Genomic DNA, 26,711 nt, shown 5'->3' on the forward strand with positions numbered 1-26,711 from the left:
GGCCGGCACTACCTTACTTGCCCAGCACGCCTGCCGGCACCAGGTTGCCCAGGTTCTGGTTGAAGGTGACCACCAGCTTGCCGTTCTTCACCTGTGCCGATTGCACCTGCAGCGCGCCAAGCACGCCGGCCACGGCCGGGTCCAGCTTGTAGATCGGCTCCCGCTGGGCGTAGTCGCTCAGCCAGGCGTTTAGCAGGCCACGGGTACGGGAGTCGAGACGACCGCCCTGGTTGGCCGGTGTGAAGTCATCCACGCTCGGCTGCTGCAGGTGGAATCCCTGGGTCTGCGCGTCGTAGCGCAGGCCGCTGCTGAGCTTCACCGTACCCAGTCTGGCCGGATTGCCACCGGCAGTGGCCAGTGCCACGTCCATGCCAAGGTTCAAGCGCTCGCCGGCCGGGAGGCTCAGCTGGGGGTGGCTCATGGTGAGGGCGATGAGTCCGCCCAGCGCGTCCTGGGTGCGCGGGAAGCTGCCATCGAGATACTGCTGCACATCGCTGGCGCCGACCGACAGTTCGCGGCCGGAAATGGATGGGGCGGCCTGCGCGCCGATCGCGGCGGCGATCAGCACGGTGGAGGCGGCGACGCGGGTCATCAGGGAACGCAGGCGCATGGCGGTGACCGCTGGACTGGGAAAGGATGGAGGAAAGAGTAGCCGGGGCGGCTGAATCGCGCGTGCATGCCGCTGCAACGGTTCAGTCCAGCGTTGGCCGCAGTTGCGCCGACTGGATCTGCCAGCCGCGGCCATCAGCACTGGGCTGCACGCGGTACCAGCCGCCGAAGCGGAAGGTGCCTTGCGTGGTGACCGCGCGGATCCGCACCGGCACCTCCAGCAGCTGGGGAGGATGCTGGCCGTCGCGCGCCACCGGGGGCTCGCTGTCCAGCCGCAGCGTACGCACGCCCTGCAGCTGGCGTATGGCAGCGTCATCTGCGCGGTGAGGATCGGCCGGTGGAATCGCCCATGCCGCGTCGCTGGCGCTACGGTTGCGGTTGAGCAGCGCGATCACGTAGCGGTTGAGCATCACCGATGGTGGTTGGGCGTCGGCGGCGACCGCAGCGAACAGCGGATCGATCGCCGGTGTCTGCAGGGGCGCCGCTTCGGTGCCGGCGATGCCCTGCGTTCCGGCGCTGGCGACAGCTGGCGCTGGCGCAACATCAGGCGCTGCCGCAGGCCTGGAGCAGCCGAGCAGCGCCAGGGGCGCGATCAGGAAAAGCGTCCTGCGCATGCCTCCTCCCCGAGGCGATGTGGGGGAGACAGTGTATCGGCTGCGCGGGAATCAGCGGGAGGAGGGCAACTGTTCCAGCGCATCCAGTGCCGGCAGCACCTGCCCGGCGATGGCGGCCAACGCATGTCCATCGGTCTCTGCGTGGCGCTGCACGATGTCGCGCAGCAGCTGGGTGGCGATCACCAGGGTCGCGCGTTCATCACCGCTGATGCCAGCGGTGCGTGGCGCCGCTTCCAGCAGGCGCATCAGGTCGCGGCTGGCGCGATGTTCCAGTTCGATGGTGCAGCGCCCGGTGCACTGCAACCCGTCCTTTTCGATGGGGGTCACCGAGATCCGGTAGCGGGTGGAGGGGCTGGCCATGAGGGGATGCTCGCCGTAGCTGTGGAGGATGTGCCCACCTTAGGCAAGGCCGTGCCCGGCGGCGATGGCCGGGGCTGCACGCAGTGTTCCACCCGGTACGTTCCAGGGCCTGCCCAGGCCGCGCCTGGCTAATGGCGACGGGCTTGAACGCGGATTTTCCAGTATGCGGCAACGCTGTGTTGCGGATGCCCCGGGGCAGCGCATCCACGCGTGGCGTGGACCTACTGCCGGGAACGTGCAAAAGAAAACGGGACGGCCAGAGCCGTCCCGTCGGAATCCGCGTTGGGGCGCGCGCTTACAGCGCGGCGTCCTTCAGCTTCTTCAGCGGACGCACCTTCAGCTTGGTGGTGGCCGGCTTGGCAGCGAACCACTGCTCTTCCTTGGTGAACGGGTTGATGCCCTTGCGCTTCGGCTTGGCCGGCACATTGACGGTGGTGATCTTCAGCAGGCCCGGCAGGGTGAAGGAGCCAGCGCCCTTCTTGTGCACCGAGGAGGCAACGGCGCTTTCCAGCGAGGCCAGCACAGCGCGGACGTCCTTGGCGACGACGCCGGAGGCTTCAGCGATGTGTGCAACCAGGCCGGACTTGGTCAGCACTTCCTTGATCGGCTTCGGAGCGGCCGGCTTGGCGGCTGCCTTCGTCGCGACTTTCTTCACTGCCTTCTTCGGGGCAGCCTTCTTAGCGGTCTTTGCCATGGTTTCCTGTTCCGTGAACGGTTGGTTGTTTGGTCGGCGCCGAACCCCGTCGGCAAGCGCAATGTAGGGCAACTCTTGGGCGCCGCCAATAGCCCGAAGCGCGGAAAGTGCATGTTTTTTCATATCCAGGCCGATTCAGTACATGGCGCGCAGCGGGGGACGGGGGTGTGGCAGCGCGCGCGACGGCCCACGCCCGCCCATCGGCGGAATGCGCGAAACCACTGAAAACAAGAGAAAACTGCGTTTCCGGCTGGTGAGAAAGTGTCCACGCGCCGGGTTCGGAGGGCGACCTGCGGCGTGCGGCGGAGCGACGCAGGGCTAACGCCTCCCGTGCGAGGGTGACCGTTCATCACCGTCACGCAGGAGCAGCACATGGGAATCTCGCGACACGCCACCGCGCACTGGGAAGGCGATCTGAAGTCGGGCAAGGGGCAGCTGAGCACGCCGCAGAGCGGGCTGCTGGACAAGACACGCTACGGCTTCAACAGCCGTTTCGGCGACGAAAAGGGCACCAATCCGGAAGAGCTCATCGCTGCTGCGCACGCCGGTTGCTTCACCATGGCGCTGTCGGCCAAGCTCGGCGAAGCCGGCTTTACCCCGACCTCGCTGGATACCGAAGCCAAGGTCGATCTGTCATTGGAGGGCGGCCCGCAGCTGTCGCAGATCCGGCTGAAGGTGAAGGCAGTGGTGCCGGGTATCGACGCGACGCAGTTCCGTGCGATTGCCGATGACGCCAAGCAGAACTGCCCGGTGTCCAAGGCGCTGAGCGCGGTGCCGATCAGCCTGGAAGCCGAGCTGGGCTGAGGGTAGTGCCGGCCGCTGGCCGGCAACCGCATGATGTCGAGGTCCAGGTAACAGCCGGCCAGCGTTATGGCGGCCTTCCTGGCCGCCACCCTCCGGGCCGTCGCGTCCGACGTTGGCAGCGGCTCCTGCCGCTGCCTTCGGCTCCACCTCGATGGTGTTTACCAATCAATGGTGCCGCTGATCACCGTCTGCACCTGGCCGCCCGACCAGACCTCGCCGTCATGGTCGACCAGCAGGGTCAGGCGCGCGTCATGGCCGACTTCGCGGCCCTGGCTGACTTCAAACGGCGTCCGTCCACGCGGCAGCGCGTCACGCAGGTCCAGCCACGCGGCCAGCACCGCATTGGCCGCACCCGAGGCGGCGTCCTCGAAGCGGCGTCCATTGCCGACGAAGGCACGTACGGCCAGGTCGAAACCCTCGCTGCCATCGCTGAAGGCATAGGCGAACACGCCCATGCTGTCGGTGGATTCAGCCAGTGCGGCCACCGCATCCCAGTCCGGCTGCAGCGCGCGCAATGCGGCCTCATCGGCCACCTGCACCACCCACCAGCTGCGGCCACCCTGCATGCGTGCCGGCGGCAGTGTGCCCAGCGGCCAGTCCTTCAGCGCGGCCTGCAGGCGAGGATCGGTCGCCTCGGCAGTCTCGGCCAGCTGCGCGCGCGGGGTGCGGATGGCGATGCGCTGCTGCGTACCCTCACCGCTGACGCGCAGCGGCAGCGCGCCGGCAATGCCGTCCTGCACCAGCACGCCGTCGACCGCTGCGGCCAGGCCCGCCTGCAGCACCGCGTGCGCGGTACCGACGCTGGGGTGGCCGGCGAACGGTACTTCCTTCTGCGGGCTGAACATGCGCAATCGATAGCTGGCGCCCGGCACCTGCGGCGGGAACACGAAGGTGGTTTCGGGCAGGCGCGTCCAGCGCGCGATGGCCTGCATGCTGGCGTCGTCCAGGCCCTCGGCATCGAGTACCACGGCCAGCGGATTGCCAGCGCCGGCGCGCGGGGAGAACACGTCCAGCTGCAGGAAACGGCGGGTGGACATCAGGCGGCACTCCAGTAAACAGGCCGCATAGCGTAGCGCGGGGCACCAAAAAGGGGACGGAGGGAATTAAGTCGCTTTTGCCCCATGTGCCATAAGCGACTTAATTCCCTCCGTCCCCTTTCTTCCGTGGGCTACCAGCGGATGCTGCCATCGATCACGCACTGCACCTGGCCGCCGATCCACACCGTGCCCTGCGCATCAACCTCGACCTGTACGCGACCATCGCGGCCGACTTCGCGGCCCTGGCTGGCCACGTAGCGGCCCTCGCGGCCGGGCAGGGCATCGCGCTGGCGCAGCCAGGCACCGATCAGCGCATTGGCGCTGCCGGTCACTGGATCCTCGGGCACGGCGGCTGCATCAGCCGGGCAGAAGGCGCGCACCACCCGGGTATGGTCGTCGCCGGCCTCGTCGGCGAACACGGCCACACCGGTCGCGTCGGTGGCGAGGCTCCAGTCGGCCAGCGTGGCCATGTCCGGCACAAGGTTGCGTACGGCGGCGGCATCGCGCAGCGGCAACAGCCACCAGCGTGCGCCGTTGTCCCACAGTTCGGGCACGTGCCCGCTGTCGGCCAGCGCCAGCAGCGCTTCGGGCGCTCCGTCGGCCGCTGTGTCCAGCCGCCGCGCCGGTGGGCTGGCCAGCTGGATCTGCAGTGCCTCGGCCGGGCCGCTCACCCGTACCGGCAGCAACCCCGCCGCGCATTGCTGCAGCAGGGCACGGTCGTGCGGGTGCGCCAGGCCGCAGGTCACCGCCGCCCAGGCGGCGCCGACGCTGGGGTGGCCGGCGAAGGCCAGCTCGCGGGTCGGGGTGAAGATGCGGATGTGGTAGTCGGCGCCCGGCGCGCTGGGGCGCAGGAAGAACACCGTCTCGGACAGGTTCAGCCAGGCGGCCAGGGCCTGCATCTGGCTGCTGGAGAGCCCGTCGGCGTCCAGGATGACGCCCAGCGGGTTGCCGGTGCCGGGGCGGGGGGCGAAGACATCGAGCTGCAGGTAACGGAGGACGGCCATCTACGGGGATATTGCGCTTAGAATCAAAGGTTCCGCCCCCGAGGGCGGCTTCCCCACATTCTACATAGCCAATCCATGTCAGCTTCCCCCCTTGTCGATCGTTGGATCGTACTGAAGTTCGGCGGCACCTCGGTGTCGCGTCGTCACCGCTGGGACACGATCGGGAAGCTGGCGAAAAAACGCGCGGAAGAGACCGGCTCGCGCGTGCTGGTGGTGGTGTCGGCGCTGTCCGGGGTCACCAACGAACTGACCGCGATCGCCGATGGCGCGCCCGACAGCCGGGACCGCGTGGCAGCGCTGGTCGAACGCCACGAGGCCTTCCTGGTTGAACTCGGCCTGGGCCGCGAGGTGCTGGCCGATCGCCTCGCCGCGCTGCAGGGCCTGCTCGACGACGCGCGTGCAGCCACCCGTCCGCTCGACTGGCAGGCCGAAGTGCTGGGCCAGGGCGAGCTGCTGTCCTCCACCCTGGGTGCGGCCTACCTGCGCGCGTTGGGCCTGGACATGGGCTGGATGGATGCCCGCCAGTGGCTGGACGCGATGCCACCGCAGCCGAACCAGAGCGACTGGTCGCAGCGCCTGTCGGTGAACTGCCAGTGGCGTGCCGACGCGGAATGGATGCAGCGCTTCCGTGCGCAGCCGACCCGCCTGCTGATCACCCAGGGCTTCATCTCGCGGCACGCCGATGGCGGTACCGCCATCCTCGGCCGCGGTGGCTCGGATACCTCGGCGGCGTACTTCGGTGCGCTGCTCGGTGCCAGCCGCGTGGAGATCTGGACCGATGTGCCGGGCATGTTCAGTGCCAATCCGAAGGATGTGCCGGACGCGCGCCTGCTGACCCGCCTGGACTATTACGAGGCGCAGGAAATCGCCACCACCGGCGCCAAGGTGCTGCACCCGCGCTCGATCAAGCCGTGCCGCGATGCCGGCGTACCGATGGCCATCCTCGATACCGAGCGCCCGGAACTGCCCGGCACCAGCATCGATGGCAGCGCCGCGCCGGTACCAGGGGTGAAGGCGATCAGCCGCCGCAACGGCATCGTGCTGGTGTCGATGGAAGGCATCGGCATGTGGCAGCAGGTCGGCTTCCTGGCCGATGTGTTCAACCTGTTCAAGAAGCATGGCCTGTCGGTGGACCTGATCGGTTCGGCCGAGACCAACGTCACCGTGTCGCTGGACCCGTCCGAGAACCTGGTCAACACCGATGTGCTGGCCGCGCTGTCGGCCGACCTGTCGCAGATCTGCAAGGTGAAGGTGATCGTGCCGTGCGCGGCGATCACCCTGGTTGGCCGTGGCATGCGTTCGCTGCTGCACAAGCTGTCGGATGTGTGGGCCACCTTCGGCCGCGAGCGCGTGCACATGATCTCGCAGTCGTCCAACGACCTGAACCTGACCTTCGTCATCGACGAGGCCGATGCTGACGGCCTGTTGCCGATCCTGCATGCCGAGCTGATCGACAGCGGCGCGATGCCGGTGGAAGAGACCGAAGTGTTCGGCCCGCGCTGGCGCGAGATTGCCGGCACCGTGCGCCCGCGTGGCACGCCGTGGTGGCGGGGCCAGCGTGCGCACCTGCTGCAGCTGGCCGATGCCGGTACGCCGCGCTACGTCTACCACCTGCCGACGGTGCGCGCCCGCGCACGTGCGCTGGCTGCGATCAAGCCGATCGACCAGCGCTACTACGCGATCAAGGCCAACAGCCACCCGGCCATCCTGCAGCTGCTGGAAACCGAGGGCTTCGGCCTGGAATGCGTGTCGCACGGCGAGCTGAAGCATGTGTTCCAGCACCTTCCGGAACTGTCGCCCAAGCGCGTGCTGTTCACCCCCAGCTTCTGCCCGCGCAGCGAGTACGAGGCGGCGTTCGCGCTCGGCGTGACCGTGACGGTCGACAACGTCGAGGCACTGCAGCGCTGGCCGGACCTGTTCCGCAACCGCGAGCTGTGGCTGCGCGTCGACCTGGGCCGGGGCGAAGGCCATCATGCCAAGGTCCGTACCGGCGGCAAGGACTCCAAGTTCGGCCTGCCGATCGCCCGCGTCGACGAATTCGTGCGCGCGGCCACCGATCTGGGCAGCCGCGTAGTCGGCCTGCATGCGCACCTCGGCAGCGGTGTAGAGACCGCGCAGCACTGGCGCCTGATGTGCGATGAACTGGCCGGTTTCGCCCGCCGCATCGGCAGCGTGCACACCATCGACATCGGTGGCGGCCTGCCGATTCCGTATTCCGCCGAGGACGAGCCGTTCGACCTGGATGCGTGGGCCGAGGGTCTGGCCGAGGTCAAGGCGCTGCATCCGGCGTTCCGCCTGGCGATCGAGCCGGGCCGCTACCTGGTCGCCGAATCCGGCGTGCTGCTGACCCACGCCACTCAGGTTGTGGAAAAGGACGGCGTGCGCCGTGTTGGCCTGGATGCCGGCATGAACGCACTGATGCGTCCGGCGCTGTACGACGCCTGGCACGACATCGAGAACCTCAGCCGCCAGGGCGGCTACGCCGAGGCGGCATTCGATGTGGTCGGCCCGATCTGCGAATCCAGCGACGTGTTCGGCAAGCGCCGCAAGCTGCCGGTGTCGACCGCGCCGGACGACGTGATGCTGATCGCCGATGCCGGCGCCTACGGCTATTCGATGGCCAACACCTACAACCAGCGGATGCTGCCGCGCGAAGACGTGATCGAGTGATCACCACCCGCGCCCTGCACCCGCCCACCGACACGCCCCGCGCAGCTGCGCGGGCCCGTGCCTGACCGGATACACCATGACTGCTTTCGACAAACACCAGGTTTCCCGCTTCCGCTTCGTCCGCTGCGAATTCGCTGCGGAGACCGGCGTGGCCAAGCTGGTCTACGCCTTCGATGACGGCCCGGAGATGGTGGAAACCATCACCGTGCCGGGCGCCCCGTTCGTGCTGGACGAGGCGCGCGCCGCCGCGGTGCAGCGTGCGCTGCAGCTGCTGCACTTGATTGCCGGTGTCAGCTACTACAAGGCAGGCGTGCCGGAGACGGTCAGCATCGACACTTATGCCATCGACGCCGATACCGCTGCGATGGTGGAGGCGGTCTACCTCAACGGCCTGGGCGAATTCGCCTACCGCAACGGCCTGAACCTGCGCGGGCGCTTCCGCCTGCCGGTGCAGGGCGAGGCGGTGCAGGCGCCGGTGCTGGGCCTGCAGGCGCACGCGCTGGTGGCCATCGGTGGCGGCAAGGATTCGCTGGTCAGCATCGAAGCGCTGCGCCGTGCCGGCGTGGACGAAACGGTGACCTGGATTGGTGGTTCGCAGCTGATCCGCGCCTGTGCCGAGCGTACCGGCCTGCCGACGCTGAACCTGGGCCGCGCGCTGGCGCCGGAACTGTTCGAGCTCAACCGCCAGGGCGCCTGGAACGGCCATATCCCGGTCACCGCGGTGAACTCGGCGATCATGGTGCTGGCCGCGTTGCTGCAGGGCGTGGACCAGGTGGTGTTCTCCAATGAGCGTTCGGCCAGCTACGGCAGCCAGATTCCGGGCACCGGCGAAGTGAACCACCAGTGGTCGAAGGGCTGGGCGTTCGAGCAGGCCTTCGGCAGCCATGTGCAGGCGCACGTGGCGGCGGACCTGCAGTACTACTCGCTGCTGCGCCCGATGTCCGAGCTGGCGGTGGCCCGCCAGTTCGCCAAGACTGATTTCTACGACGCGCACTTCTCCAGCTGCAACCGCAACTTCCACATCCTCGGCGAGCGCCCGGTGAACCGCTGGTGCGGCGTCTGCCCGAAGTGCCATTTCGTGTTCCTGGCGCTGGCCCCGTTCATGCCCAAGACGCGCCTGGTGCGCATCTTCGGCCGCAACCTGCTGGACGATGCCGAGCAGGCCGGTGGCTTCGATGCGCTGCTGGAATTCCAGGACCACAAGCCGTTCGAGTGCGTGGGCGAAGGCCGCGAATCGCGTGCGGCGATGGCGACCCTGGCGCTGCGCCCGGAATGGAAGGAAGACGTGCTGGTGAAGCGCTTCTGCAATGAGATCCAGCCGCAGCTGGATGCCGCCGAACTGGAACTGGCACCGCTGCTGCAGCTGCAGGGCGAGCACCGCGTTCCGGCTGCGCTGTGGGAACGGGTGCGTGAAGATTTCGAAGCTTGAAGGAAAGCGCATTGCGCTGTGGGGCTGGGGCCGCGAGGGCCGCGCCGCGTTTGCGGTACTGCGTGAGCGCCTGCCGTCGCTGGCGCTGAGCCTGTTCTGTCCGGCCGCCGAGGCCGAAGCCGCGCGTGCGGAAACGCAGGGGCTGCTGGAGGTGCGGGGTGAACCCACTGCCGAAGCGCTGGCCGCGTTCGATGTGGTGATCAAATCGCCTGGTATCAGCCCCTACCAGCCGATCGCACTGGCGGCGGCGGAGCAGGGCACTACGTTCATCGGCGGCACCGCGCTGTGGTTCGCCGAACACGCCGCCGACGATGGCATCGTGCACGACACCGTGTGCGTGACCGGCACCAAGGGCAAGAGCACCACCACCGCGCTGGTCGCGCACCTGCTGCGGGCGGCCGGCCACCGCACCGGCCTGGTCGGCAACATCGGCCTGCCGCTGCTGGAAGTGCTGGACCCGCAGCCCGCGCCGGAGTACTGGGCGGTGGAACTGTCCAGCTACCAGACCGGCGAAGTGGCGCGCAGTGGCGCCCGCCCGCAGGTGGCGGTGGTGCTGAACCTGTTCCCGGAACACCTGGACTGGCACGGCAGCGAACAGCGTTACATCGAAGACAAGCTGCGGCTGGTGACTGAAGCCGCGCCGCGCATCGCTGTGCTCAACGCTGCCGATCCGCACCTGGCCGCGCTGTCGCTGCCCGACAGCGAAGTGGTCTGGTTCAACCAGCCGCAGGGCTGGCACATGCGCGGTGACATCGTGCATCGCGGTGAGCAGGCCGTGTTCGACACCCGCAACACCCCGCTGCCGGGCCGCCACAACCGCGGCAACCTGTGCGCGGTGCTGGCCGCGCTGGAAGCGCTGGGGCTTCATGCGGTGGCGCTGGCACCGGCGGTGCAGGATTTCCGTCCGTTGCCGAACCGCCTGCAGCGCATCGGCATGGCCGATGGCCTGACCTACATCAACGATTCGATCAGCACCACGCCGCACGCCAGCCTGGCCGCGCTGGAGTGCTTTGCCGGGCAGCGCATCGCGTTGCTGGTGGGCGGCCATGATCGTGGCCTGGACTGGACCGATTTCATGCAGCACATGGCCCACGATGTGCCGCCGGTGGAGATCGTGACCATGGGCAGCAACGGCCCGCGCATCCACGCCATGCTTCAGCCGCTGGCCGATGCCGGTCGCTTCGGTCTGCACGCTGCAGGTGATCTGCCCGAGGCGATGGCTTTGGCGCGCGCCGCGCTGGGGGAGCACGGTGGGGTGGTGCTGCTGTCGCCGGGCGCACCGAGCTTTGGTGCGTACCGGGATTACGTGGCGCGTGGCCGTCATTTCGCCGAGCTGGCCGGATTCGACCCGGACAGCATCAGCGCGATTCCGGGGTTGGGCATCGCCTGATCCACCTGCCCGGGGTCGGATCCCTTTCCGCAGGAAAGGGCTCTGACCCCAGCGGGATCCCGTACACCCATCCACGCGCGGCGTGGATCTACTGCTCCTGGTCGATGAACGCGTAATCGCGATCAATCATCTGTTGCAGGTACGCGTCGAAGCTGCGTGCGATCACCGCATAGCTGTCCGGATCGTGCAGGTAGCGCACCACCTGACCGACCGTGCCGCCCGGCGCCGGGTCGAAATCCAGGTACAGCATCGACGTGCCGCCGTTGTTCATGCAGTGCGAGAAGCACAGGCGGCGGTTCATCGGCAGATCGGCGTCGATGCCTTCACCCAGGATCTCCGGCTCGTCGTCCAGCCATTCCTCGTAGATGGAGCGGATGCTGTCGTCCCACTGCTGCTGGTCCTCGAAGATCTGCGCGACCGAGCGCAGGTAGTACGGGTAATCGCCCACATCTGAACCCAGCATCAGCACGCAGACCTCGCCGCCGGGGTACTCGCGGAAGTGGGTGCCATCCACGCGGGACAGCAGTTCCACCAGGCTGTCCGGCACCTGCGGCCACTGCACACGCAGGCGCTGCAGGTCTTCGGCGCTGGCGCCCTGGACATGTGCCCACTGCGGGGCATCCTCGGCAGGCAAACGCGGGATCAGGCCAGACAGAAAGCGGTCAACAAGGTTCATTCAGTTCGCAAGGTTGATGAGCAAAGGGCACAAGATTTCAATCAAAGCCGCGCCTTGCTGGTAGTGTAGTCCAGTGCGTTTTGTCCGGCGGGATCGCCGACAATCCGTAGAGTTTTCAGAATGTGAAGAGGCGAAGCATGAAACTCATAGGGCAGGAGCAACGGCTTACCCGTGAAGACCTCTGCGACTTCTCAAAAAGTACAGGTTTGAGGCTCTCCGATGAGTTCTCGGACTTTTACCTGATGAACAACGGCGGATATCCGGATATTCGTCCGGACGAGGCGAATCCACTTCTGCTGAATAGCTTTCTTTCGATCCGCTACGGTGATGCGACGATTGACGCTGTCTACCAATCGCTGGTGAGAGGCAACCCGGCGCTGGAGGGGTTGGTTCCCTTCGCTTACGACGATTGCGGGAATGTTTTCTTGTTGTCCGGAAAGCCCGGTATGCCTGAAGAGGTCTTTCTCTGGTTGCCGGGGGAGAAGGAGCAGGAGACCATTTTCAGCTCATTCGCTGAATTTCTTCATGCCCTCTACGAAGAGAAGGAGTGCCGCTGAAGCGGTGGCCTGTAACCTCAACCACACCTGCGTCACGCCGCCAATGCAGAATGCGACGCGGGAGGGGCGAATGCGGCTTAATCCCCTCCGTCCCCTTTTTCTGGAGCAGGCACATGAACCGTTGGCGATGCGGTGTGGTGATGGTGCTGGGGCTGGCGGCGATGCCGGCGTGGGCGGCGATGAAGACGCAGCCGGTGGAGTGGAAACACCAGGGCACGACCTTCAGCGGCGTGCTGGTCTATGACGACGGCGAGCATGACAAGCGCCCGGGCCTGGTGATGGTGCCGAACTGGAAGGGCGTGAACGAATCGGCCATCGAGAAGGCCAAGCAGCTGGCCGGCGACGATTACGTAGTGCTGGTCGCCGATGTGTACGGCAAGGGCGTGCGGCCGAAGACCGATGCCGAGGCCGGGCCAGTGGCCACCAAGCTGCGCAACGACCGGCCGTTGCTGCGTGCCCGCGCGCTGGAGGCGGTGAACGTGCTCAAGGCGCAGGCCGGCAAGGTGCCGCTGGATGCCAGCCGGATCGGCGCGGTGGGCTTCTGTTTTGGCGGCACCACGGTGCTGGAGCTGGCCCGGGCCGGTGCGCCGCTGGCCGGTGTGGTGAGCCTGCACGGTGGATTGGGCTCGCCGTTGCCGGCGCAGGCCGGTGGCAGCCATCCGTCGGTGCTGGTGCTCAATGGCGCCGACGACAAGAGCGTGACCGCCGAGGACATCGCCGGTTTCCAGAAGGAAATGAACGCGGCCAAGGTCGATTGGGAGTTCACCAACTACAGTGGTGCGGTGCACTGCTTTGCCGAGCGCGATGCCAACAGTCCGCCGGGGTGCCAGTACAACGAGCGGGCGGCCAAGCGCGCGTGGAAGGCGCTGGATGAGTTCTTCGAGGAGCGCTTCGAGAAACGTTGATTCGTGCAGCGGTAGTGCCGGCCGCTGGCCGGCAACCTCATGATGCTGCGGATGTCATCGGGAATGCCGGCCAGCGGCCGGCACTACCGATGCGTCAGTGCCGACCAACGGTCGGCACCCACCGATGCTTCAATGCCGGCCAGCGGCCGGCACTACCAGATGCGGTCAATGCGACCGTTTCAGTGCCGACCAACGGTCGGCACCCACCGGAATGCCGGTTTGGTAGGTGCCGACCGTTGGTCGGCACACCTCAACCCATCAATGCGAGCGCTGCACCGCGTAACGCGCCAGGCCACGCAGGGCCGCCACGGCATCGTTGTCGCCCAGGCCATCGAGCGCGCGCTCGGCGGCTTCGGCATATTCCTCCGCACGCGCGCGGCTGTACTCCAGGCCGCCAGTGGCGCGGATCGCGGCCAGTACTTCCGGCATCGCCGAAGCGTCGCCGTCCTGCACGATGGTGCGCAGGCGCTCGCGGGTGGCGTCGTCGGAGTGGGCCATCGCGTGGATCAGCGGCAGCGTGGCCTTGCCCTCGGCGAGGTCGTCGCCCAGGTTCTTGCCCAGTTCCTCGGCATTGGCCGAGTAGTCCAGCACGTCGTCGGCGATCTGGAACGCGTAGCCCAGGTGCATGCCGTAGTCGAACAGGGCCTGCTGGGTGGCTTCGTCCACGCCGCTGGCCAGCGCACCCAGGCGGGTGCCGGCGGCGAACAGCACCGCGGTCTTGCGCTCGATCACACGCAGGTAGGCGGCTTCGTCGGTGTCCGGGTTGTGCACGTGCAGCAGCTGCAGCACTTCACCCTCGGCGATGCGGTTGGTGGCGTCGGCCAGGATCTGCATCACCGGCATGCGCTCCAGCTCGACCATCAGCTGGAAGCTGCGCGAGTACAGGAAGTCGCCGACCAGCACGCTGGGCGCGTTGCCCCACAGCGCGTTGGCGGTGCTGCGGCCACGGCGCAGGCTGGATTCGTCCACCACGTCATCGTGCAGCAGGGTGGAGGTATGGATGAACTCGATGATCGCCGCCAGCTGGTGGTGCTCCGGACCGGCCTGGCCGACCGCGTGACCCGCCAGCATCACCAGCATCGGGCGCAGGCGCTTGCCGCCGGCGGAAATGATGTGGTCGGCGATCTGGTTGATCAGCACGACGTCCGAGGACAGCCGGCGCCGGATCAGGGCGTCGACGGCGGCCATGTCGGCCGCGGCAAGCGACTGGATCTGGGGCAGGCCCAGGGCGGGACGGGTGTCTTCGGTGATGGTCATGCGATCAGGCTTTCAGGCTCACCATCGATTATAGGCGCTGGCCGTGAATTCGGGCGCAAACCGGGCGGGCCGGCGTTCCCGGCCCCGCAAACGCTGCCGCCTGCGTGAATACGTATGCAGGTTGCGCCATGCCCGCGGGGCCGCCGCTAAGCTTGCCGGAACAGGATTTCGGCCCGCTTCTGGCGGGTCCCGCATGCCCGGAGGGGGGCTGTCGATGTCGCACTATCCATGGTGGCGCGGAGCCGTCATCTACCAGATCTACCCGCGCAGCTACCTCGATGCCAACGGTGATGGAGTAGGCGACCTGCCGGGCATCATCCAGCGCCTGGACCACATCGCCGCGCTGGGCGTGGACGCAATCTGGATCTCGCCGTTCTTCAAGTCCCCCATGGCCGACTTCGGCTACGACATCGCCGACTACCGCGACGTCGACCCGTTGTTCGGCAACCTGGATGACTTCGACCGCCTGTTGGCCAAGGCCCATGGCCTGGGCCTGAAGGTGATGATCGACCAGGTGCTGAGCCATACCTCGATCGAGCACGCCTGGTTCCGCGAGAGCCGCCAGGACCGCAGCAATCCGAAGGCCGACTGGTACGTCTGGGCCGACCCGCGCGAGGACGGCACCCCGCCCAACAACTGGCTGTCGCTGTTCGGTGGCGGCGCCTGGCAGTGGGAGCCGCGCCGTGAGCAGTACTACCTGCACAACTTTCTGGTCGACCAGCCGGACCTGAACTTCCATCACCCGGATGTGCAGCAGGCCACCCTGGACAATGTGCGGTTCTGGCTGGACCGCGGCGTGGACGGCTTCCGCCTGGATGCGATCAACTTCTGCTTCCACGACGCGCAGCTGCGCGATAACCCGCCCAAGCCGGCGGACAAGCGCGTGGGCCGCGGCTTCAGTCCGGACAACCCGTACGCCTACCAGTACCACTTCTACAACAACACCCAACCGGAGAACCTGCCATTCCTGGAGCAGCTGCGCGCGCTGCTGGATGAGTATCCGGGCGCGGTGAGCCTGGGCGAGATCTCGTCGGAAGACTCGCTGGCCACCACCGCCGAGTACACCCAGGACGGCCGCCTGCACATGGGCTACAGCTTCGAGCTGCTGGTGGACGACTACAGCGCGGCCTACATCCGCGACACGGTCTCCCGGCTGGAAGCGGCGATGACCGAAGGCTGGCCGTGCTGGGCGGTTTCGAATCACGATGTGGAACGCGCGGTCAGCCGCTGGGGCGGCTATCCGGCCGATCCGCGCCTGGCACGGATGCTGGTGGCGATGCTGTGCTCGCTGCGCGGCTCGGTGTGCCTGTACCAGGGCGAGGAGCTGGGCCTGGCCGAGGCCGAGGTGCCGTTCGAGGCGCTGCAGGACCCGTATGGCATCACCTTCTGGCCGAATTTCAAGGGCCGCGACGGTTGCCGTACCCCGCTGCCGTGGACCGACGCTCCGCTGGCTGGCTTTACCTCCGGCACGCCCTGGCTGCCGATCCCGGCCGAGCACCGGGCGGCGGCGGTGGGCGTGCAGGAGCGCGACCCGCACTCGGTCCTGGCGGCGTTCCGCGCGTTTCTGGCCTGGCGGCATACCCAGCCGGCCCTCCTGCACGGCAGCATCAGATTTCTTGAAAGCGCCGAGCCCGTGCTGCTGTTCGAGCGTATGCTTGCAGATGAAACCCTCCTGCTGGCCTTCAACCTGTCGGCCGAAGCGGTGAGCCATCCGCTGCCGCCGGGCAACTGGCAGCAGGTGGTGGTACCGGGCCCGGATGCGGGCACGGTGCAGGGCAATGAACTCCAGCTGCCGCCGCGCGCGGTGTATTGCGCCCGACGCAGCTGACCGTTTTCTCCGGTGGCGGTACTTGCGGGGACGGGGCCGAAGCGCCCCGTCCCTTTTTTATGGGTGGGCCTTGCGACCAACGGCCGGCATCCGCGCAAAGGAAAACCCGCTGCCTGCGCAGCGGGTTTCCGGTCCTGCTCCCTGTTTCTGTTGCCGGCCAGCGGCCGGCACTACCGGGTCCGGCTGCCGGGCAGGGCCCGGCGCTACCTCAGAACTTGTAGTTCACGCCCAGCATGTAAGTGCGGCCCCATTCGATGTACTCCAGCGGGCGGTCCTTGCTGCCGGCGTAGGTGCGGTACGGCTCGTTGGTCAGGTTGCTGCCCTGCAGCAGCAGGGTCAGGCCACGCAGGGCGCTGCTGTCGCTGAAGGTGTAGCTGACCTGCGCATCGGTCACGTTCTCGCCCACTACGTAACGCAGTGTGCGGTTGCCGTTGAAGTTGCCGATCTCACCGATGAAGTCCGAACGGCGGCGCTGGCTTACGCGTGCTTCAAAGCCACTGCGTTCGTAGTAGACGGTGAAGTTGTAGACGCGCTTGGACAGGCCCGGCAGGCTGATCGGGTCACTGCCCACGCTGGAGGCGCTCTCCGGATCCAGGATGGTGATGTCGCTCTTGTTGAAGGTCGCGCTGGCCTGCACGCCGAAGCCGCGCAGGCTGTCGGTCAGCATCTCCAGCGGGAACGACCCTGTCAGCTCCAGCCCCTTCAACGTGCCGCCCTTGCCGTTCTGCGGCGTGGAGAAGGTGCCGGTGGTCAGCACCGGTGCGGTCATGCCCGGCGGCGGCACGTAGTTGCCCAGCAGCGCGGTGAAGTCGTAGTTGTCCACCGACTGGGTATAGACGTAGCTCTTCAGGTCCTTGTAGAAGATCGCGGCAGCCACGTAGGCCTTCTCGCCGAAGTACTTCTCATAGGACAGGTCCAGCGCGGTGGCGCGCCACGGATCCAGCAGCGGATTGCCACCACTGCCACCCGGCCGGCCGGTGCCGGTATCCACGCCGAACTCCAGGCCGGCGCGCATCTGGTCCACGCGCGGGCGCGCGACCTGCTTGGCGGCGGCGAAGCGCAGCGTCTGCTGGTGCGGGAACATGAAGGCCAGGTTCAAGCTCGGCAGCCAATCCTTGTAGGTCTTGCCGGCAGAGAAGGGCTGGATGTTGCTGCCAGCCGGCTGCGAGCTGTCCCAGTAGCGAGAATCCGAGCTCTGGTCGGTGTGCTGCATCTGCACGCCGATGTTGCCGCGCACGCCCACTTCACCGATGTCGGTGTTGATGTTCAGGCGCGCCCAGGCGGTGGTGATCTTCTCTTCGACCGTCCACGACTTGGGGATCAGGTAGTCCAGGTTGTCGACCGGGTTGAAGGTCATGTAACGACCCACAGCGGCCGGTACGTTCCACGACGGGATGTAGCCGATGCCGGCGAAACCGAGGTTGACCGGGCGGTACTGCAGGTCCTGGGCGATGGTGGATTCGCCTTGGGCGCCGAGCAGGATGCTGCCTTCGGCCTGGGCCTTCTGCTTGCGACGGTCGGCGTAGTTCACGCCCACGTCCACATCCGAGAACCAGCTGGACATGGCTTCGGGAACCGGCAGCGTCGCCGCCAGCTTGGCGCCCTTCAAGCGGTCTTCCACCTCCGGCACCTTGCCGTAGCCGGAACCATAGATCGTGTTGGTCAGGAACAGGCTGTCCGGATTGGAGTAGTCACGCCCCGGCGTGATCTGCGAGAAGCTGTTGTTGTTCACCACCAGGCCGATCGTGTCGAACTGCGGGCGCGGCACCAGCTGCAGGTTGTTTTCCAGGTTGATCTCGCGGCGGGTCGCCTTGGAGTAGTTCAGGTCGGCGACCAGCTTCACGCCACCGACGTTGAATTCGTTGTTCCAGCCGAACGCATCGATCTTGTCCTTGCGCTTGTTGTACATGCCGCGCACCAGCGGATATGCATTGTTGATCGTGCCGCCGGTGAAGCTGCCATCGGCATTGCGGCCGACATTGCTGAACACAGGCAGGATCGCGTTGGGATCCTTGGTGTCCTCGCCATTGCCACTGAGGCTCAGCTCGAACTGGTTGGCGGTGTCAATCTGCTCGGCTTCGGTGTGGAACGCATCGAAGGTGCTGGTCCAGCTGTTGTTCGGCCGGAACTGGATCGTGGCCATCACGCCGTCGCGCTTGTTGTTGCCGGTACGGCGCAGTGCCTTGATGCCGTCGGTGAAGTAGGTGCCTGGCGCGATTCCGCGACGCTCGCCCTTGTCGGTGTGTTCGGTGGTCCACGGTTCGTACAGGCCGACCTGGTTCTCCTGGATCGGCATGTCGCTGTGCGCGTAGCCGATGGCAATGCCCAGGGTCTTGTCCAGGAACTGGTCGATGTAGCTGGCGCTGAAGCGGTTGCCGTACGGATCGACGTTGGCGGCGCGGCCCAGCGAACTCTTCTGGTAGCGGCCGCTGACCGCGATCACGCGCTCGCCGAAGCTGAGCGGGCGCGCGGTCTGCATGTCGATGGTGCCCGACAGGCCCTGGCCGACCAGCGCCGCGTCCGGGGTCTTGTAGACGGTCACGCCGTTGACCAACTCGGACGGGTACTGGTCGAACTCGACACCGCGGTTGTCGCCGGTGCTGACCACTTCACGGCCATTGAGCAGGGTGGTGGCGAAGTCCGGCGACAGGCCGCGCACGCTGATCACCTGCGCACGGCCGGCCACGCGCTGGGCGGCCAGGCCGGGCAGGCGCGAGATGGATTCGGCGATGCTGACGTCGGGCAGCTTGCCGATGTCTTCGGCGGAAATCGCCTCGACCACCGAGGTGGCGTCCTGTTTGACCGCGATCGCGCTCTCGATGCCGCGGCGGATACCGGTGACCTGCACCGTATCCAGGTTGGTGGCGGCGGTGCCGGCCGGCGTGGTGGTGCTCTGCGTGGACTGTGCCGACGCCAGCGTCGGCGCCAGCACAACGGCCAGCGCGAGACTCAGCGCACTGCGCTTGTGGTTCAACATTTTCCCCTCCCAGGCAATGTTGCAGATCGATTCGTGAACGTCCCGGCGGTGCCGTGAACGTGCGACGCGGTGGCCGCTGTCGTCGCCGCTATGGTAGGCAGCGCATTCTTCGCGGGAATCACCCTGCATACGTATTCAATGGCGTTTGCAGGGGTGTAATCGCTTTCAGATCCTGCTTGCGGTGGTGCCGGCCAGCGGCCGGCACTACCGGGGCATTCACAGCGGCGTGAAGCGAATGGCCTGCCCACCGCCCGGTGCCAGCACCAGCGTCAGTGCATCGGCGCTGGTCACCTCGCGGGTTTCGCGCGCGAACGCGAACGGATTGCTACGGAAATCGGCGCCTTCGCCATCGCGGTAGATCTCGGCGCGATAGCGCACGCCTGGCTCCAGGAAGCCCAGCGATACCGGCAGCACGCGGCCGTGTTCGTCGGTGATGCTGCCGAGGAACCAGTCGCGGCTGTTGCGGTCGCGGCGCACGATCGTCACGTAGTCGCCCACTTCGCCATCGAGCACGCGGCTCTGCTCCCAGTCCACCGCCACGTCCTCGATGAAGCGGAATGCCTCGCGGTGCTGCAGGTAGTGCTCGGGCAGGTCGGCGGCCATCTGGATCGGGCTGTACAGCACCACGTACAGCGCCAGCTGGCGGGCCAGCGTGCTGGGGATGGCCTGGCCGTGGCGGCCCTTCAGGCTGAGGATGCCGGGGGTGTAATCCATCGGCCCGGCCAGCATGCGGGTGAACACCAGGTTGACCTCGTGCTCCGGCGGGTTCGGCGGCTGGCCCCAGGCGTTGTACTCCATGCCGCGCGCGCCTTCGCGAGAGATCCAGTTGGGGTAGGTGCGGCGCAGGCCGGTGTCCTTGATCGGCTCATGCGGGTTCACCGACAGGTGCCGGCGCGCAGCCTCCTGCACCACCTTCAGGTGATGGCCGGCCATGAACTGCCCGTCGTGCCACTCGCGCCTCAGCGGGCCCCCCGTGGGATTGCGGCGGTCGACCTGGCCATCGTCGCAGACGTAGCCGGTCTTGAACTGGTCCACGCCCAAGCGTGCGTACAGGTCCAGCGCGGCGCCCAGCTGATCCTCGTAGTGCTCGATGGCGCAGCCGGTTTCATGGTGGCCGATCAGGTGCACACCCTTTTTCAGGCCATACGCCGACAGCGCCTCGATGTCGAAATCAGGCGTGGCCCGGGTGAAATCGAAGTCGTAGCCGTTGCCCACCCACATGCCGTCCCAGCCCGGATTCCAGCCCTCCACCAGCACGCCGCGGAAGCCATGCGCGGCGGCGAAGTCGATCACCTTCTTCGTCCTGGCGGTGGTGGCCGCGTGCTTCGGCCCCGTGGCCCAGCTCTCGTTGTCCAGGTGCATCGACCACCACACGCCCACGTACTTGGCCGGCTTCACCCAGCTCACGTCGCCCAGCGCATTGGGTTCGTTGAGGTTGAGGATCAGGTCCGATTCGACCAGGCCACCGGCGCGGTCCGCGATCTGCAGCGTGCGCCACGGCGTGGCGAAGGGCAGGGCACGACGCACCTTCCAGCCTTCGGCCGAGGGTGACAGCTGCGCGCGCAGGCGTTGCCCCTCGGTGCGCCGCAGCCACATGCCGGCGTAGTCCACCAGAGCGGCCTCGTGAATGGCCACATGCAGGCCATCGCGGCTGCGCACGGTCATCGGCGTATGCACCAGCGGCACCTCGCGCAGCGGCGTGCGCTGGTACAGATATTCGTAGTGGATCGGCTCGCCGGCGGGGATCCACCAAGCGGTGGATTCAGGCGCGATGGCGAATTCGGTCAGTTCGTCATCGATGATCGCCTCGTGCAGGTTCGGCTGTTCGGGGAACACATAGCGGAAGCCCAGGCCATCGTCGTAGGCGCGGAACACCACATCCAGCCGACGCTTGCTGCCGGTGGTTTCGGCCAGCTGCACGGTCAGCTCGTTGAAGTGGTTGCGGGTGAGCCGGCGCTCGCCCCACGGCTGCTCCCAGCTGTCGTCGACGCTGCGCCGCTGCTGGCCAAGCAGGGCGAAATCGCGGTCCAGGCGGCCGTCGCGCAGGGCGAAGCCGAGCTTCGAATCCTCCACTACGGGGTCGCCGAAACGCTCGACGCGGTAGCGGGCGGTGCCGCCGTCCAGCACGAGGCTGACCTTGATTACCTTGCCCGGTGACTCGACGCTGGCCACCTGTGGCGCGGCCTGTGCCAGCGTGGCCACGCCCAACAGGGCCAGGCCGAACATGTGCGCGAACAGCGCGCGTACAACCGTGTGTGGCATCGGCATTTCCCCTCCCAAGGCGCCGTTGGCAGACCCGGACCATAAGCCAGCGCAGCAGGTGCGCTACCGCGTGGCGCCATGAATACGTATGCAGCTGGACGCAGCCGACAGCCCCGCGTCTACCATGGGGCCAAGGCACCTTGAGGGAGGGGCCGTGCCCGCCCGCCGGCAACGACGGTGCGGACCTACAACGCGTGCAGAGAGGGAGGGAGGCCGACGGGCGCAAGCCGGTCCGCCGCTTCGATGCTGAAGATCATTTGCCTGACCGCTGCCCTGGGGGCAGCGCTGGGGACGACCGCGCAGGCGGCCGACCTGCAATTCGACGGCCGCCATGCGCGCGCCGAAGCCGCTGCCAACGGCAGCTTCGTGCTGCATGCGCCGAAGGGCGCAGTGCAGATCGCAGCCGCACCGATGCGCAGCCAGACCGGCAGCGTGATGTTCGACGCGTTGTTCGCGCTGGCCCAGCAGGAGATGGACCAGGACCGCGTGGACGCGATTCGCGATCCCGCGTTCGACCAAGGCCGACCGGTGCCGTGCGAGTGCTTCCAGACCGGCGCGCGCTGGCCCTATGTGTGGACCCGCGATGTCAGCTTCGCCGCCGATCTGGCGCTGGCGCGGCTGGACCCGGAGCGCACCCGGCAGTCGCTGCAGTTCAAGCTGTCGGTGGCGCGCGACGGGCACACGCCCGGCCTGTTCGTGGCGCAGGACACCGGTTCCGGTGGCAGCTGGCCGATCAGCAGCGATCGCGTGGTGTGGTTCCTGGCGGCACGTCATCTGCTGGAGGATCGCGCGTTTGCCGACCAGGTCTGGCAGGCGCTGAAGGGCACGCTGGCGCAGGACCGCGCGATGGTGTTCGACGCGCAGGTGGGCCTGTACCGTGGCGAGACCTCGTTCCTGGACTGGCGCGAGCAGACCTATCCGGACTGGACCCGCGAGGACGTGCGCTTCATCGGTGATTCCTACGCATTGTCCACCAACGTGCTGCACTACCAGGCACTGCGCCTGGCCGAACGCCTGGCCGGCCAGCACGGCGACGCCCGCGCGGCCGACTACAAGGCGTGGGCCGATGCGTTGGCGCAGCAGATCGATGCGCGCTTCTGGCGCGAGGATATCGGCCAGTACATGAGCTACATCGGCGAAGCCGCGCACCCGGTGCCGTACGCCAAGGTCGATCTGCTGGGCCTGTCGCTGGGCATCCTCGCCGGGGTGCTGCCGCCCGAGCGCGCACGCCGTGCACTGGCTGCTTACCCGATGGGGCCAGCCGGCAGCCCCGTGGTCTGGCCGCAGGAAGCGCAGCAGCCGATCTACCACAACCGTGCGATCTGGCCGTTTGTCAGCGCGTACTCGCTGCGTGCGGCGCGGCAGCTGGACGATGCGCCGCGCATCGCCGCCGAGATCCGTTCGCTGATGCGGGGCGCCGCGCTGGCCGGTTCCAACATGGAGAACTACGAGCTGGTCAGCCAGGCCGTGCATGTCGAGGAAGGCGCGCTGAGCGGCCCGGTGGTCAACTCCGAACGCCAGCTGTGGTCGGTGGCCGGGTATCTGTCGATGGTGGTCGAAGGCGTGTTCGGCGTGCAGGACGATGGCCGTGTGCAGCCCAAGCTGCCGGCCGCGCTGGTGCCGGAACTGTTCGGCACGCAGCGCAGCATCAGCCTGGAAGTCACTGGCAAGCGCTATGTGCTGGAGCGTCCGCAGAGCGTGGGCGATGGCTTGCTGGTGGCGGGCAGGACCACCACACGCGGCACGACCACCACGGTGCAGCTGGTGACTGCCCCGGCAGCAACAGGCTTCGCTGCCACGACTGCGGATGCCAACGCGCGTGCGCCCGCAACACCGGCGGCACCGCAGGCCCTGCGCAGGGGCACGGGTTGGAACGTTCCGGTGCAAGCCGGGCAGGTTCTGTGGAAGGACGGTAGGGCCGTCGTCGCCAGCAATGGCCAGGTGCAGATCAGCGACGATGGGCTGCAGCATTGCCTCAGCCTGACCCGACGCGAAGGCGCGTTGGAATCGCTGCACAGCCCAATGGTCTGCGTCGGTCCGCAGCAGGTGCTGAAGGGTGCGCAGCGCTGGCCGTTCACCTCGGCCAAGGCCGGGCAGGTTCGCCTGCGCCTGCAATATCGAAACCCGAACGGGCCGATCAACACTGGCGTCACGGCTGCGGTCAAGCAGCTGGTGCTGCAGTGCCCGGGCCAGCCGTTGCAGCGGCATACGGTCACGCTGCCGCACAGCGTGGCCGTGCAGGACTCGACCTCGGCAACATTCACGGTGCCAAAGGGGCAGTGCACGGTCGCGCTTGAAGAGGGCTTCAACATGAGCGCGCTTGAACATTTCGCGCACTACACCGGGGGCAAGGGCGGCCGCGAAGGCGTGCTCAACCAGGCCCAGGTGCAGGCGCTGACGGTGGCGCCGGTGGCGATGGAAGAGGGTGCACGATGAATCGTCCCGCCAAACCGCAGCTGTCGTTCTGGCAGATCTGGAACATGTGTTTCGGCTTCCTCGGCATCCAGTTCGGGTTCGCCCTGCAGAACGCCAACGCCAGCCGCATCTTCGAGACGCTGGGTGCGGACATCGACGCGGTACCAGGGCTGTGGATTGCCGCGCCGCTGACCGGCCTGCTGGTGCAGCCCGTGATCGGTTACCTGTCCGACCGCACCTGGACCCGCTGGGGTCGCCGTCGTCCATACTTCATGATCGGTGCGGTGTTGACCACGCTGGCGCTGCTGGTGATGCCGAACTCGCCGACGCTGTGGATCGCGGCCGGCACGCTGTGGGTGCTGGATGCCTCGATCAACGTATCGATGGAGCCGTTCCGTGCCTTTGTCGGCGACCAGCTGGCGCCACGCCAGCGTCCGGCCGGCTACGCGATGCAGAGCTTCTTCATCGGCGTGGGCGCCATCGTCGCCAGCTTCCTGCCATTCATCCTGGCCCACTTCGGCGTTGCCAACACCGCGTCCGCCGGGGAAGTGCCCGACACTGTGCGTTATGCGTTCTACTTCGGCGCGGTGGTGCTGCTCGCGGCGATCACCTGGACGGTGGTCAGCACCCGCGAATATTCACCGGCGGAGCTGGCCGGGTTCGATGATGCCGAGCCGCCGGAACATCACGCGGCGGCCGCGATCAACGGCCCGGCTTCATGGACGCGGGTGACCCTGTGGCTTGGGTTGGGTGTGTTGTTGGCGCTGCTGATCACCTGGCGGCAAGGCGACAGGATGCTGTACGTTCTGGCAGGCCTGTGCGCCGGCTACGGCTTGCTGCTGGCGGCGGCGCGCGCGCTGCCGGCTACGCATATGCTGGCAGCCATCGTCGGCGACCTGCGCGCAATGCCGGTCACCATGCGCCGCCTGGCGTGGGTGCAGTTCTTCTCGTGGTTCGCGCTGTTCGCCATGTGGATCTACACCACCGCTGCGGTGGCCGGTACCCACTTCGGTTCGACCGATCCACAGTCGGCCGCCTACAACGAAGGTGCCAACTGGGTGGGCGTGCTGTTTGGCGCCTACAACGGCTTCGCTGCGCTGGCGGCGGTGCTGATTCCGCCGATGGTGCGTGCGATCGGCCTGCGCTGGAGCCACCTGGTCAACCTGTGGCTGGGCGGCGCCGGCCTGGTCTCGCTGATGTTCATCCGCGACCCGCACTGGCTGCTGCTGTCGATGGTGGGTGTGGGCTTTGCCTGGGCCTCGATCCTGTCGTTGCCGTATGCACTGCTGTCCGACAGCGTGCCGGCGTCGAAGATGGGTGTGTACATGGGCATCTTCAATTTCTTCATCGTGATTCCGCAGCTGGTGGCGGCCAGTGCGCTTGGCTTTGCCCTGCGCGCATGGCTGGGTGGCCAGCCGATGCATGTGCTGGTGCTGGGCGGCTGCAGCCTGTTCCTGGCCGGCCTGTGCGTGCTGCGGGTTCCGTCCCGTCCGGAGGTGGTGTGATGCGTGGTGTCCTGGCTGTTGCTGTTTCCCTTGCCCTGTTCGCCGGCCAGGCCGCGGCCGCGCCGCGCCCGGACTACGTCGGCACCACCGAGCCGTTCGCCAGCGATGCGGTGTATTTCGTGGTCACCGACCGCTTCGTCAACGGTGATCCGTCCAACGACCATCGCGATCAGGGCGGCACGCATCGCACCTTCGATATTCCGGTGCCGTGCCCGGACAAGGTGGACGGCAACATCGGCTACCTCGGCGGCGACTTCCGCGGCGTGCTCGACAACGCGCAGTACATCCGCAACCTCGGCTTCGGTGCGGTGTGGATCACGCCCATCGTCGACAACCCGGACGAGGCCTTTACCGGCAGCAAGCCGATCAGCTGTACCAGCACGCTGACCGACCGCGGCAAGACCGGTTACCACGGTTACTGGGGCATCAACTTCTACAAACTCGACGAGCACCTGCCGAGCAGGAACCTGGACTTCGCCGGGCTGACCAAGGGCCTGCACGGTGCTGGCTTGAAGGTGGTGCTGGATATCGTAGGCAACCACGGTTCGCCGGCCTGGACCATGCCGACACGGCAGCCGCAGTTCGGGCAGATCTTCGACAAGGACGGAAAACTGATCGCCGACCACCAGAACCTGCCGCCGCAGAAACTGGATCCGAAGCACAACCCGTTGCACGCGTTCTACAACAACATCGGTCCGGTCGACAGCAAGGACGGCTCGATCTTCGACGGCAACCTGGCCGAGCTGTCGGACTTCAATCAGGACAATCCGGCGGTGATGGACTACCTGGTCGGCGCCTACCTGCAATGGACCGCGCAGGGCGTGGACGCATTGCGCATCGACACTATCGGCTGGCTGCCGCACCCGTGGTGGCATGAATTCGTCAAGCGCATCCGCGCCGAGCATCCGGGCATGTTCATGTTCGGCGAAGCGTTCGACTACGATGCCGCGCGCATCGCCGAGCACACCTGGCCCGCCAACGCGAACGTGAGCGTGCTCGATTTCCCATTGCGCGGCGCGCTGGAGCAGACCTTCGGCACCGCCGCCAAGGGCTTCGAGACACTGACCGAGCCGCTGCACCTGAGCGGCGGACCGTACGCCAACCCGTACGAGCTGATGAGCTTCTACGACAACCACGACATGCCGCGCCTGCAGGCCAGCGACGATGGCTTCATCGATGCACACAACTGGCTGTTCACCGCGCGCGGCATTCCGGTGGTCTACTACGGTTCGGAGACGGGCTTCATGCGTGGCCGCGCCGAGCATGCCGGCAATCGTGCGTACTTCGGCCAGCCGCGTGTGGATGCGGCGCCGAAGAGCCCGATCTTCGTGCCGCTGCAGCGTATCGCCAGGCTGCGCGAAGCCACCCCGGCGCTGCAGCGCGGCCTGCAGGTGAACGAGCGCCTGCAGGGCGATGAGGCAGTGTTCTTCCGCGTGCTGCAGCATGGCGAGGTGGCGCAGACCGCGCTGGTGCTGCTGAACAAGGGCGACAGAGCAAAGAGCTTCACTGTGTCGCGTTACGTCCAGGCGGGCCGCTGGCGCGATGCGCTGGACGGCGGCTCGTTGCAGGTGAACGGTCCGCTGAAGGCCGACGTGCCCGCGCACGGCGTGAAGGTCTATGTGCTGGACGCTGCCGTGCAGCAGCCGGCGCTGCAGGCCGAGCTGGACAAGGCGATGGCCGACCAGAAGGCGCGGGACCAGCGTCTGGGGCGGTAGTGC

Annotated in this window: 20 protein-coding genes; 10 read left to right on the forward strand and 10 right to left on the reverse strand. The window is 67.1% G+C overall.

Annotated features, from left to right (window positions below):
• Positions 1–13 precede the first annotated feature (13 nt).
• From AC5P8Y_RS04695 to AC5P8Y_RS04710, 4 genes are all read right to left on the reverse strand, one after another.
• On the reverse strand, positions 14–610 hold the full coding sequence (locus AC5P8Y_RS04695) for a YceB family lipoprotein (protein ID WP_111188180.1): 597 nt from the start codon (positions 608–610) through the stop codon (positions 14–16).
• 82 nt (positions 611–692) lie between these two features.
• The gene (locus AC5P8Y_RS04700; RefSeq protein ID WP_033835571.1) at positions 693–1,223 is read right to left on the reverse strand and encodes a hypothetical protein; all 531 of its coding nucleotides are present in this window, start codon (positions 1,221–1,223) and stop codon (positions 693–695) included.
• A 51-nt stretch (positions 1,224–1,274) separates the two neighbouring features.
• Positions 1,275–1,583 carry a DUF3861 family protein gene (locus tag AC5P8Y_RS04705; protein WP_005408441.1) on the reverse strand — a complete coding sequence of 103 codons (309 nt, stop codon included), beginning with the start codon at positions 1,581–1,583 and terminating at the stop codon, positions 1,275–1,277.
• A 295-nt stretch (positions 1,584–1,878) separates the two neighbouring features.
• Positions 1,879–2,277 carry an HU family DNA-binding protein gene (locus AC5P8Y_RS04710; RefSeq protein ID WP_005408442.1) on the reverse strand — a complete coding sequence of 133 codons (399 nt, stop codon included), beginning with the start codon at positions 2,275–2,277 and terminating at the stop codon, positions 1,879–1,881.
• A 372-nt stretch (positions 2,278–2,649) separates the two neighbouring features.
• On the opposite strand from AC5P8Y_RS04710, the gene AC5P8Y_RS04715 reads away from it, so the two are divergent.
• Positions 2,650–3,081, forward strand: a complete 432-nt coding sequence (locus AC5P8Y_RS04715; protein WP_005408443.1) for an OsmC family protein — start codon at positions 2,650–2,652, stop codon at positions 3,079–3,081.
• A gap of 158 nt (positions 3,082–3,239) precedes the next feature.
• Here the strand turns inward: AC5P8Y_RS04715 and AC5P8Y_RS04720 are convergent, their stop codons facing one another.
• Both AC5P8Y_RS04720 and AC5P8Y_RS04725 read right to left on the reverse strand, forming a co-directional pair.
• Positions 3,240–4,118 (reverse strand): PhzF family phenazine biosynthesis protein, encoded by an 879-nt coding sequence (locus AC5P8Y_RS04720; RefSeq protein WP_033835572.1) that lies wholly within the window; start codon positions 4,116–4,118, stop codon positions 3,240–3,242.
• Between the two features lie 131 nt (positions 4,119–4,249).
• Positions 4,250–5,122: a PhzF family phenazine biosynthesis protein gene (locus AC5P8Y_RS04725; protein WP_111188181.1), complete on the reverse strand. Its 873-nt coding sequence runs from the start codon at positions 5,120–5,122 to the stop codon at positions 4,250–4,252.
• A 75-nt stretch (positions 5,123–5,197) separates the two neighbouring features.
• On the opposite strand from AC5P8Y_RS04725, the gene AC5P8Y_RS04730 reads away from it, so the two are divergent.
• From AC5P8Y_RS04730 to murD, 3 genes are all read left to right on the forward strand, one after another.
• On the forward strand, positions 5,198–7,792 hold the full coding sequence (locus AC5P8Y_RS04730; RefSeq protein WP_164133326.1) for a bifunctional aspartate kinase/diaminopimelate decarboxylase: 2,595 nt from the start codon (positions 5,198–5,200) through the stop codon (positions 7,790–7,792).
• A 76-nt stretch (positions 7,793–7,868) separates the two neighbouring features.
• Positions 7,869–9,221 carry a UDP-N-acetyl-alpha-D-muramoyl-L-alanyl-L-glutamate epimerase gene (gene murL / locus AC5P8Y_RS04735; RefSeq protein ID WP_111188183.1) on the forward strand — a complete coding sequence of 451 codons (1,353 nt, stop codon included), beginning with the start codon at positions 7,869–7,871 and terminating at the stop codon, positions 9,219–9,221.
• Positions 9,202–10,611 carry a UDP-N-acetylmuramoyl-L-alanine--D-glutamate ligase gene (gene murD, locus AC5P8Y_RS04740; RefSeq protein WP_111188184.1) on the forward strand — a complete coding sequence of 470 codons (1,410 nt, stop codon included), beginning with the start codon at positions 9,202–9,204 and terminating at the stop codon, positions 10,609–10,611. Before murL ends, murD begins: the two co-directional genes overlap by 20 nt.
• Positions 10,612–10,699: 88 nt before the next feature.
• Here murD and AC5P8Y_RS04745 read toward each other — a convergent pair whose 3' ends face one another.
• The gene (locus AC5P8Y_RS04745) at positions 10,700–11,287 is read right to left on the reverse strand and encodes an SMI1/KNR4 family protein (RefSeq protein WP_049403255.1); all 588 of its coding nucleotides are present in this window, start codon (positions 11,285–11,287) and stop codon (positions 10,700–10,702) included.
• Between the two features lie 137 nt (positions 11,288–11,424).
• Between AC5P8Y_RS04745 and AC5P8Y_RS04750 the strand changes: the two genes are divergently transcribed.
• Both AC5P8Y_RS04750 and AC5P8Y_RS04755 read left to right on the forward strand, forming a co-directional pair.
• Positions 11,425–11,844, forward strand: coding sequence for an SMI1/KNR4 family protein (locus AC5P8Y_RS04750; protein WP_049403254.1), 420 nt, complete (start codon positions 11,425–11,427; stop codon positions 11,842–11,844).
• Positions 11,845–11,957: 113 nt separating this feature from the next.
• Entirely contained in the window at positions 11,958–12,749 is a 792-nt protein-coding gene (locus tag AC5P8Y_RS04755) for a dienelactone hydrolase family protein (protein ID WP_049403253.1), read from the forward strand.
• A gap of 258 nt (positions 12,750–13,007) precedes the next feature.
• On the opposite strand, the gene AC5P8Y_RS04760 is transcribed toward AC5P8Y_RS04755, so the two are convergent.
• Entirely contained in the window at positions 13,008–14,006 is a 999-nt protein-coding gene (locus AC5P8Y_RS04760; protein WP_005408451.1) for a polyprenyl synthetase family protein, read from the reverse strand.
• Between the two features lie 214 nt (positions 14,007–14,220).
• Here AC5P8Y_RS04760 and AC5P8Y_RS04765 point away from each other — a divergent pair, with 214 nt between their 5' ends.
• Positions 14,221–15,834 (forward strand): alpha-glucosidase family protein, encoded by a 1,614-nt coding sequence (locus tag AC5P8Y_RS04765; protein ID WP_049403252.1) that lies wholly within the window; start codon positions 14,221–14,223, stop codon positions 15,832–15,834.
• A 208-nt stretch (positions 15,835–16,042) separates the two neighbouring features.
• On the opposite strand, the gene AC5P8Y_RS04770 is transcribed toward AC5P8Y_RS04765, so the two are convergent.
• The gene (locus tag AC5P8Y_RS04770; protein WP_049403333.1) at positions 16,043–18,811 is read right to left on the reverse strand and encodes a TonB-dependent receptor; all 2,769 of its coding nucleotides are present in this window, start codon (positions 18,809–18,811) and stop codon (positions 16,043–16,045) included.
• Between the two features lie 216 nt (positions 18,812–19,027).
• Positions 19,028–21,079 (reverse strand): glycoside hydrolase family 97 protein, encoded by a 2,052-nt coding sequence (locus tag AC5P8Y_RS04775; RefSeq protein ID WP_049403251.1) that lies wholly within the window; start codon positions 21,077–21,079, stop codon positions 19,028–19,030.
• 237 nt (positions 21,080–21,316) lie between these two features.
• Between AC5P8Y_RS04775 and AC5P8Y_RS04780 the strand changes: the two genes are divergently transcribed.
• From AC5P8Y_RS04780 to AC5P8Y_RS04790, 3 genes are read left to right on the forward strand one after another with little or no spacing between them, the layout of a single operon-like run.
• Positions 21,317–23,509: a glucosidase family protein gene (locus tag AC5P8Y_RS04780; RefSeq protein WP_495201846.1), complete on the forward strand. Its 2,193-nt coding sequence runs from the start codon at positions 21,317–21,319 to the stop codon at positions 23,507–23,509.
• Positions 23,506–24,993, forward strand: a complete 1,488-nt coding sequence (locus AC5P8Y_RS04785) for an MFS transporter (protein ID WP_005412548.1) — start codon at positions 23,506–23,508, stop codon at positions 24,991–24,993. Before AC5P8Y_RS04780 ends, AC5P8Y_RS04785 begins: the two co-directional genes overlap by 4 nt.
• Positions 24,993–26,708: an alpha-amylase family glycosyl hydrolase gene (locus AC5P8Y_RS04790; protein ID WP_329771700.1), complete on the forward strand. Its 1,716-nt coding sequence runs from the start codon at positions 24,993–24,995 to the stop codon at positions 26,706–26,708. Before AC5P8Y_RS04785 ends, AC5P8Y_RS04790 begins: the two co-directional genes overlap by 1 nt.
• The last annotated feature ends 3 nt before the right edge of the window (positions 26,709–26,711 follow it).

The organism is Stenotrophomonas sp. YJH_SMC_12-1 (assembly GCF_059370935.1).

Coding starts and splice junctions, on each gene's coding strand:
- AC5P8Y_RS04695 (WP_111188180.1), bottom strand. CDS start 610: ATGCGCCTGCGTTCCCTGATGACCCGCGTCGCCGCCTCCACCGTGCTG.
- AC5P8Y_RS04700 (WP_033835571.1), bottom strand. CDS start 1,223: ATGCGCAGGACGCTTTTCCTGATCGCGCCCCTGGCGCTGCTCGGCTGC.
- AC5P8Y_RS04705 (WP_005408441.1), bottom strand. CDS start 1,583: ATGGCCAGCCCCTCCACCCGCTACCGGATCTCGGTGACCCCCATCGAA.
- AC5P8Y_RS04710 (WP_005408442.1), bottom strand. CDS start 2,277: ATGGCAAAGACCGCTAAGAAGGCTGCCCCGAAGAAGGCAGTGAAGAAA.
- AC5P8Y_RS04715 (WP_005408443.1), top strand. CDS start 2,650: ATGGGAATCTCGCGACACGCCACCGCGCACTGGGAAGGCGATCTGAAG.
- AC5P8Y_RS04720 (WP_033835572.1), bottom strand. CDS start 4,118: ATGTCCACCCGCCGTTTCCTGCAGCTGGACGTGTTCTCCCCGCGCGCC.
- AC5P8Y_RS04725 (WP_111188181.1), bottom strand. CDS start 5,122: ATGGCCGTCCTCCGTTACCTGCAGCTCGATGTCTTCGCCCCCCGCCCC.
- AC5P8Y_RS04730 (WP_164133326.1), top strand. CDS start 5,198: ATGTCAGCTTCCCCCCTTGTCGATCGTTGGATCGTACTGAAGTTCGGC.
- murL (WP_111188183.1), top strand. CDS start 7,869: ATGACTGCTTTCGACAAACACCAGGTTTCCCGCTTCCGCTTCGTCCGC.
- AC5P8Y_RS04745 (WP_049403255.1), bottom strand. CDS start 11,287: ATGAACCTTGTTGACCGCTTTCTGTCTGGCCTGATCCCGCGTTTGCCT.
- AC5P8Y_RS04750 (WP_049403254.1), top strand. CDS start 11,425: ATGAAACTCATAGGGCAGGAGCAACGGCTTACCCGTGAAGACCTCTGC.
- AC5P8Y_RS04755 (WP_049403253.1), top strand. CDS start 11,958: ATGAACCGTTGGCGATGCGGTGTGGTGATGGTGCTGGGGCTGGCGGCG.
- AC5P8Y_RS04760 (WP_005408451.1), bottom strand. CDS start 14,006: ATGACCATCACCGAAGACACCCGTCCCGCCCTGGGCCTGCCCCAGATC.
- AC5P8Y_RS04765 (WP_049403252.1), top strand. CDS start 14,221: ATGTCGCACTATCCATGGTGGCGCGGAGCCGTCATCTACCAGATCTAC.
- AC5P8Y_RS04770 (WP_049403333.1), bottom strand. CDS start 18,811: ATGTTGAACCACAAGCGCAGTGCGCTGAGTCTCGCGCTGGCCGTTGTG.
- AC5P8Y_RS04775 (WP_049403251.1), bottom strand. CDS start 21,079: ATGCCGATGCCACACACGGTTGTACGCGCGCTGTTCGCGCACATGTTC.
- AC5P8Y_RS04780 (WP_495201846.1), top strand. CDS start 21,317: ATGCTGAAGATCATTTGCCTGACCGCTGCCCTGGGGGCAGCGCTGGGG.
- AC5P8Y_RS04785 (WP_005412548.1), top strand. CDS start 23,506: ATGAATCGTCCCGCCAAACCGCAGCTGTCGTTCTGGCAGATCTGGAAC.
- AC5P8Y_RS04790 (WP_329771700.1), top strand. CDS start 24,993: ATGCGTGGTGTCCTGGCTGTTGCTGTTTCCCTTGCCCTGTTCGCCGGC.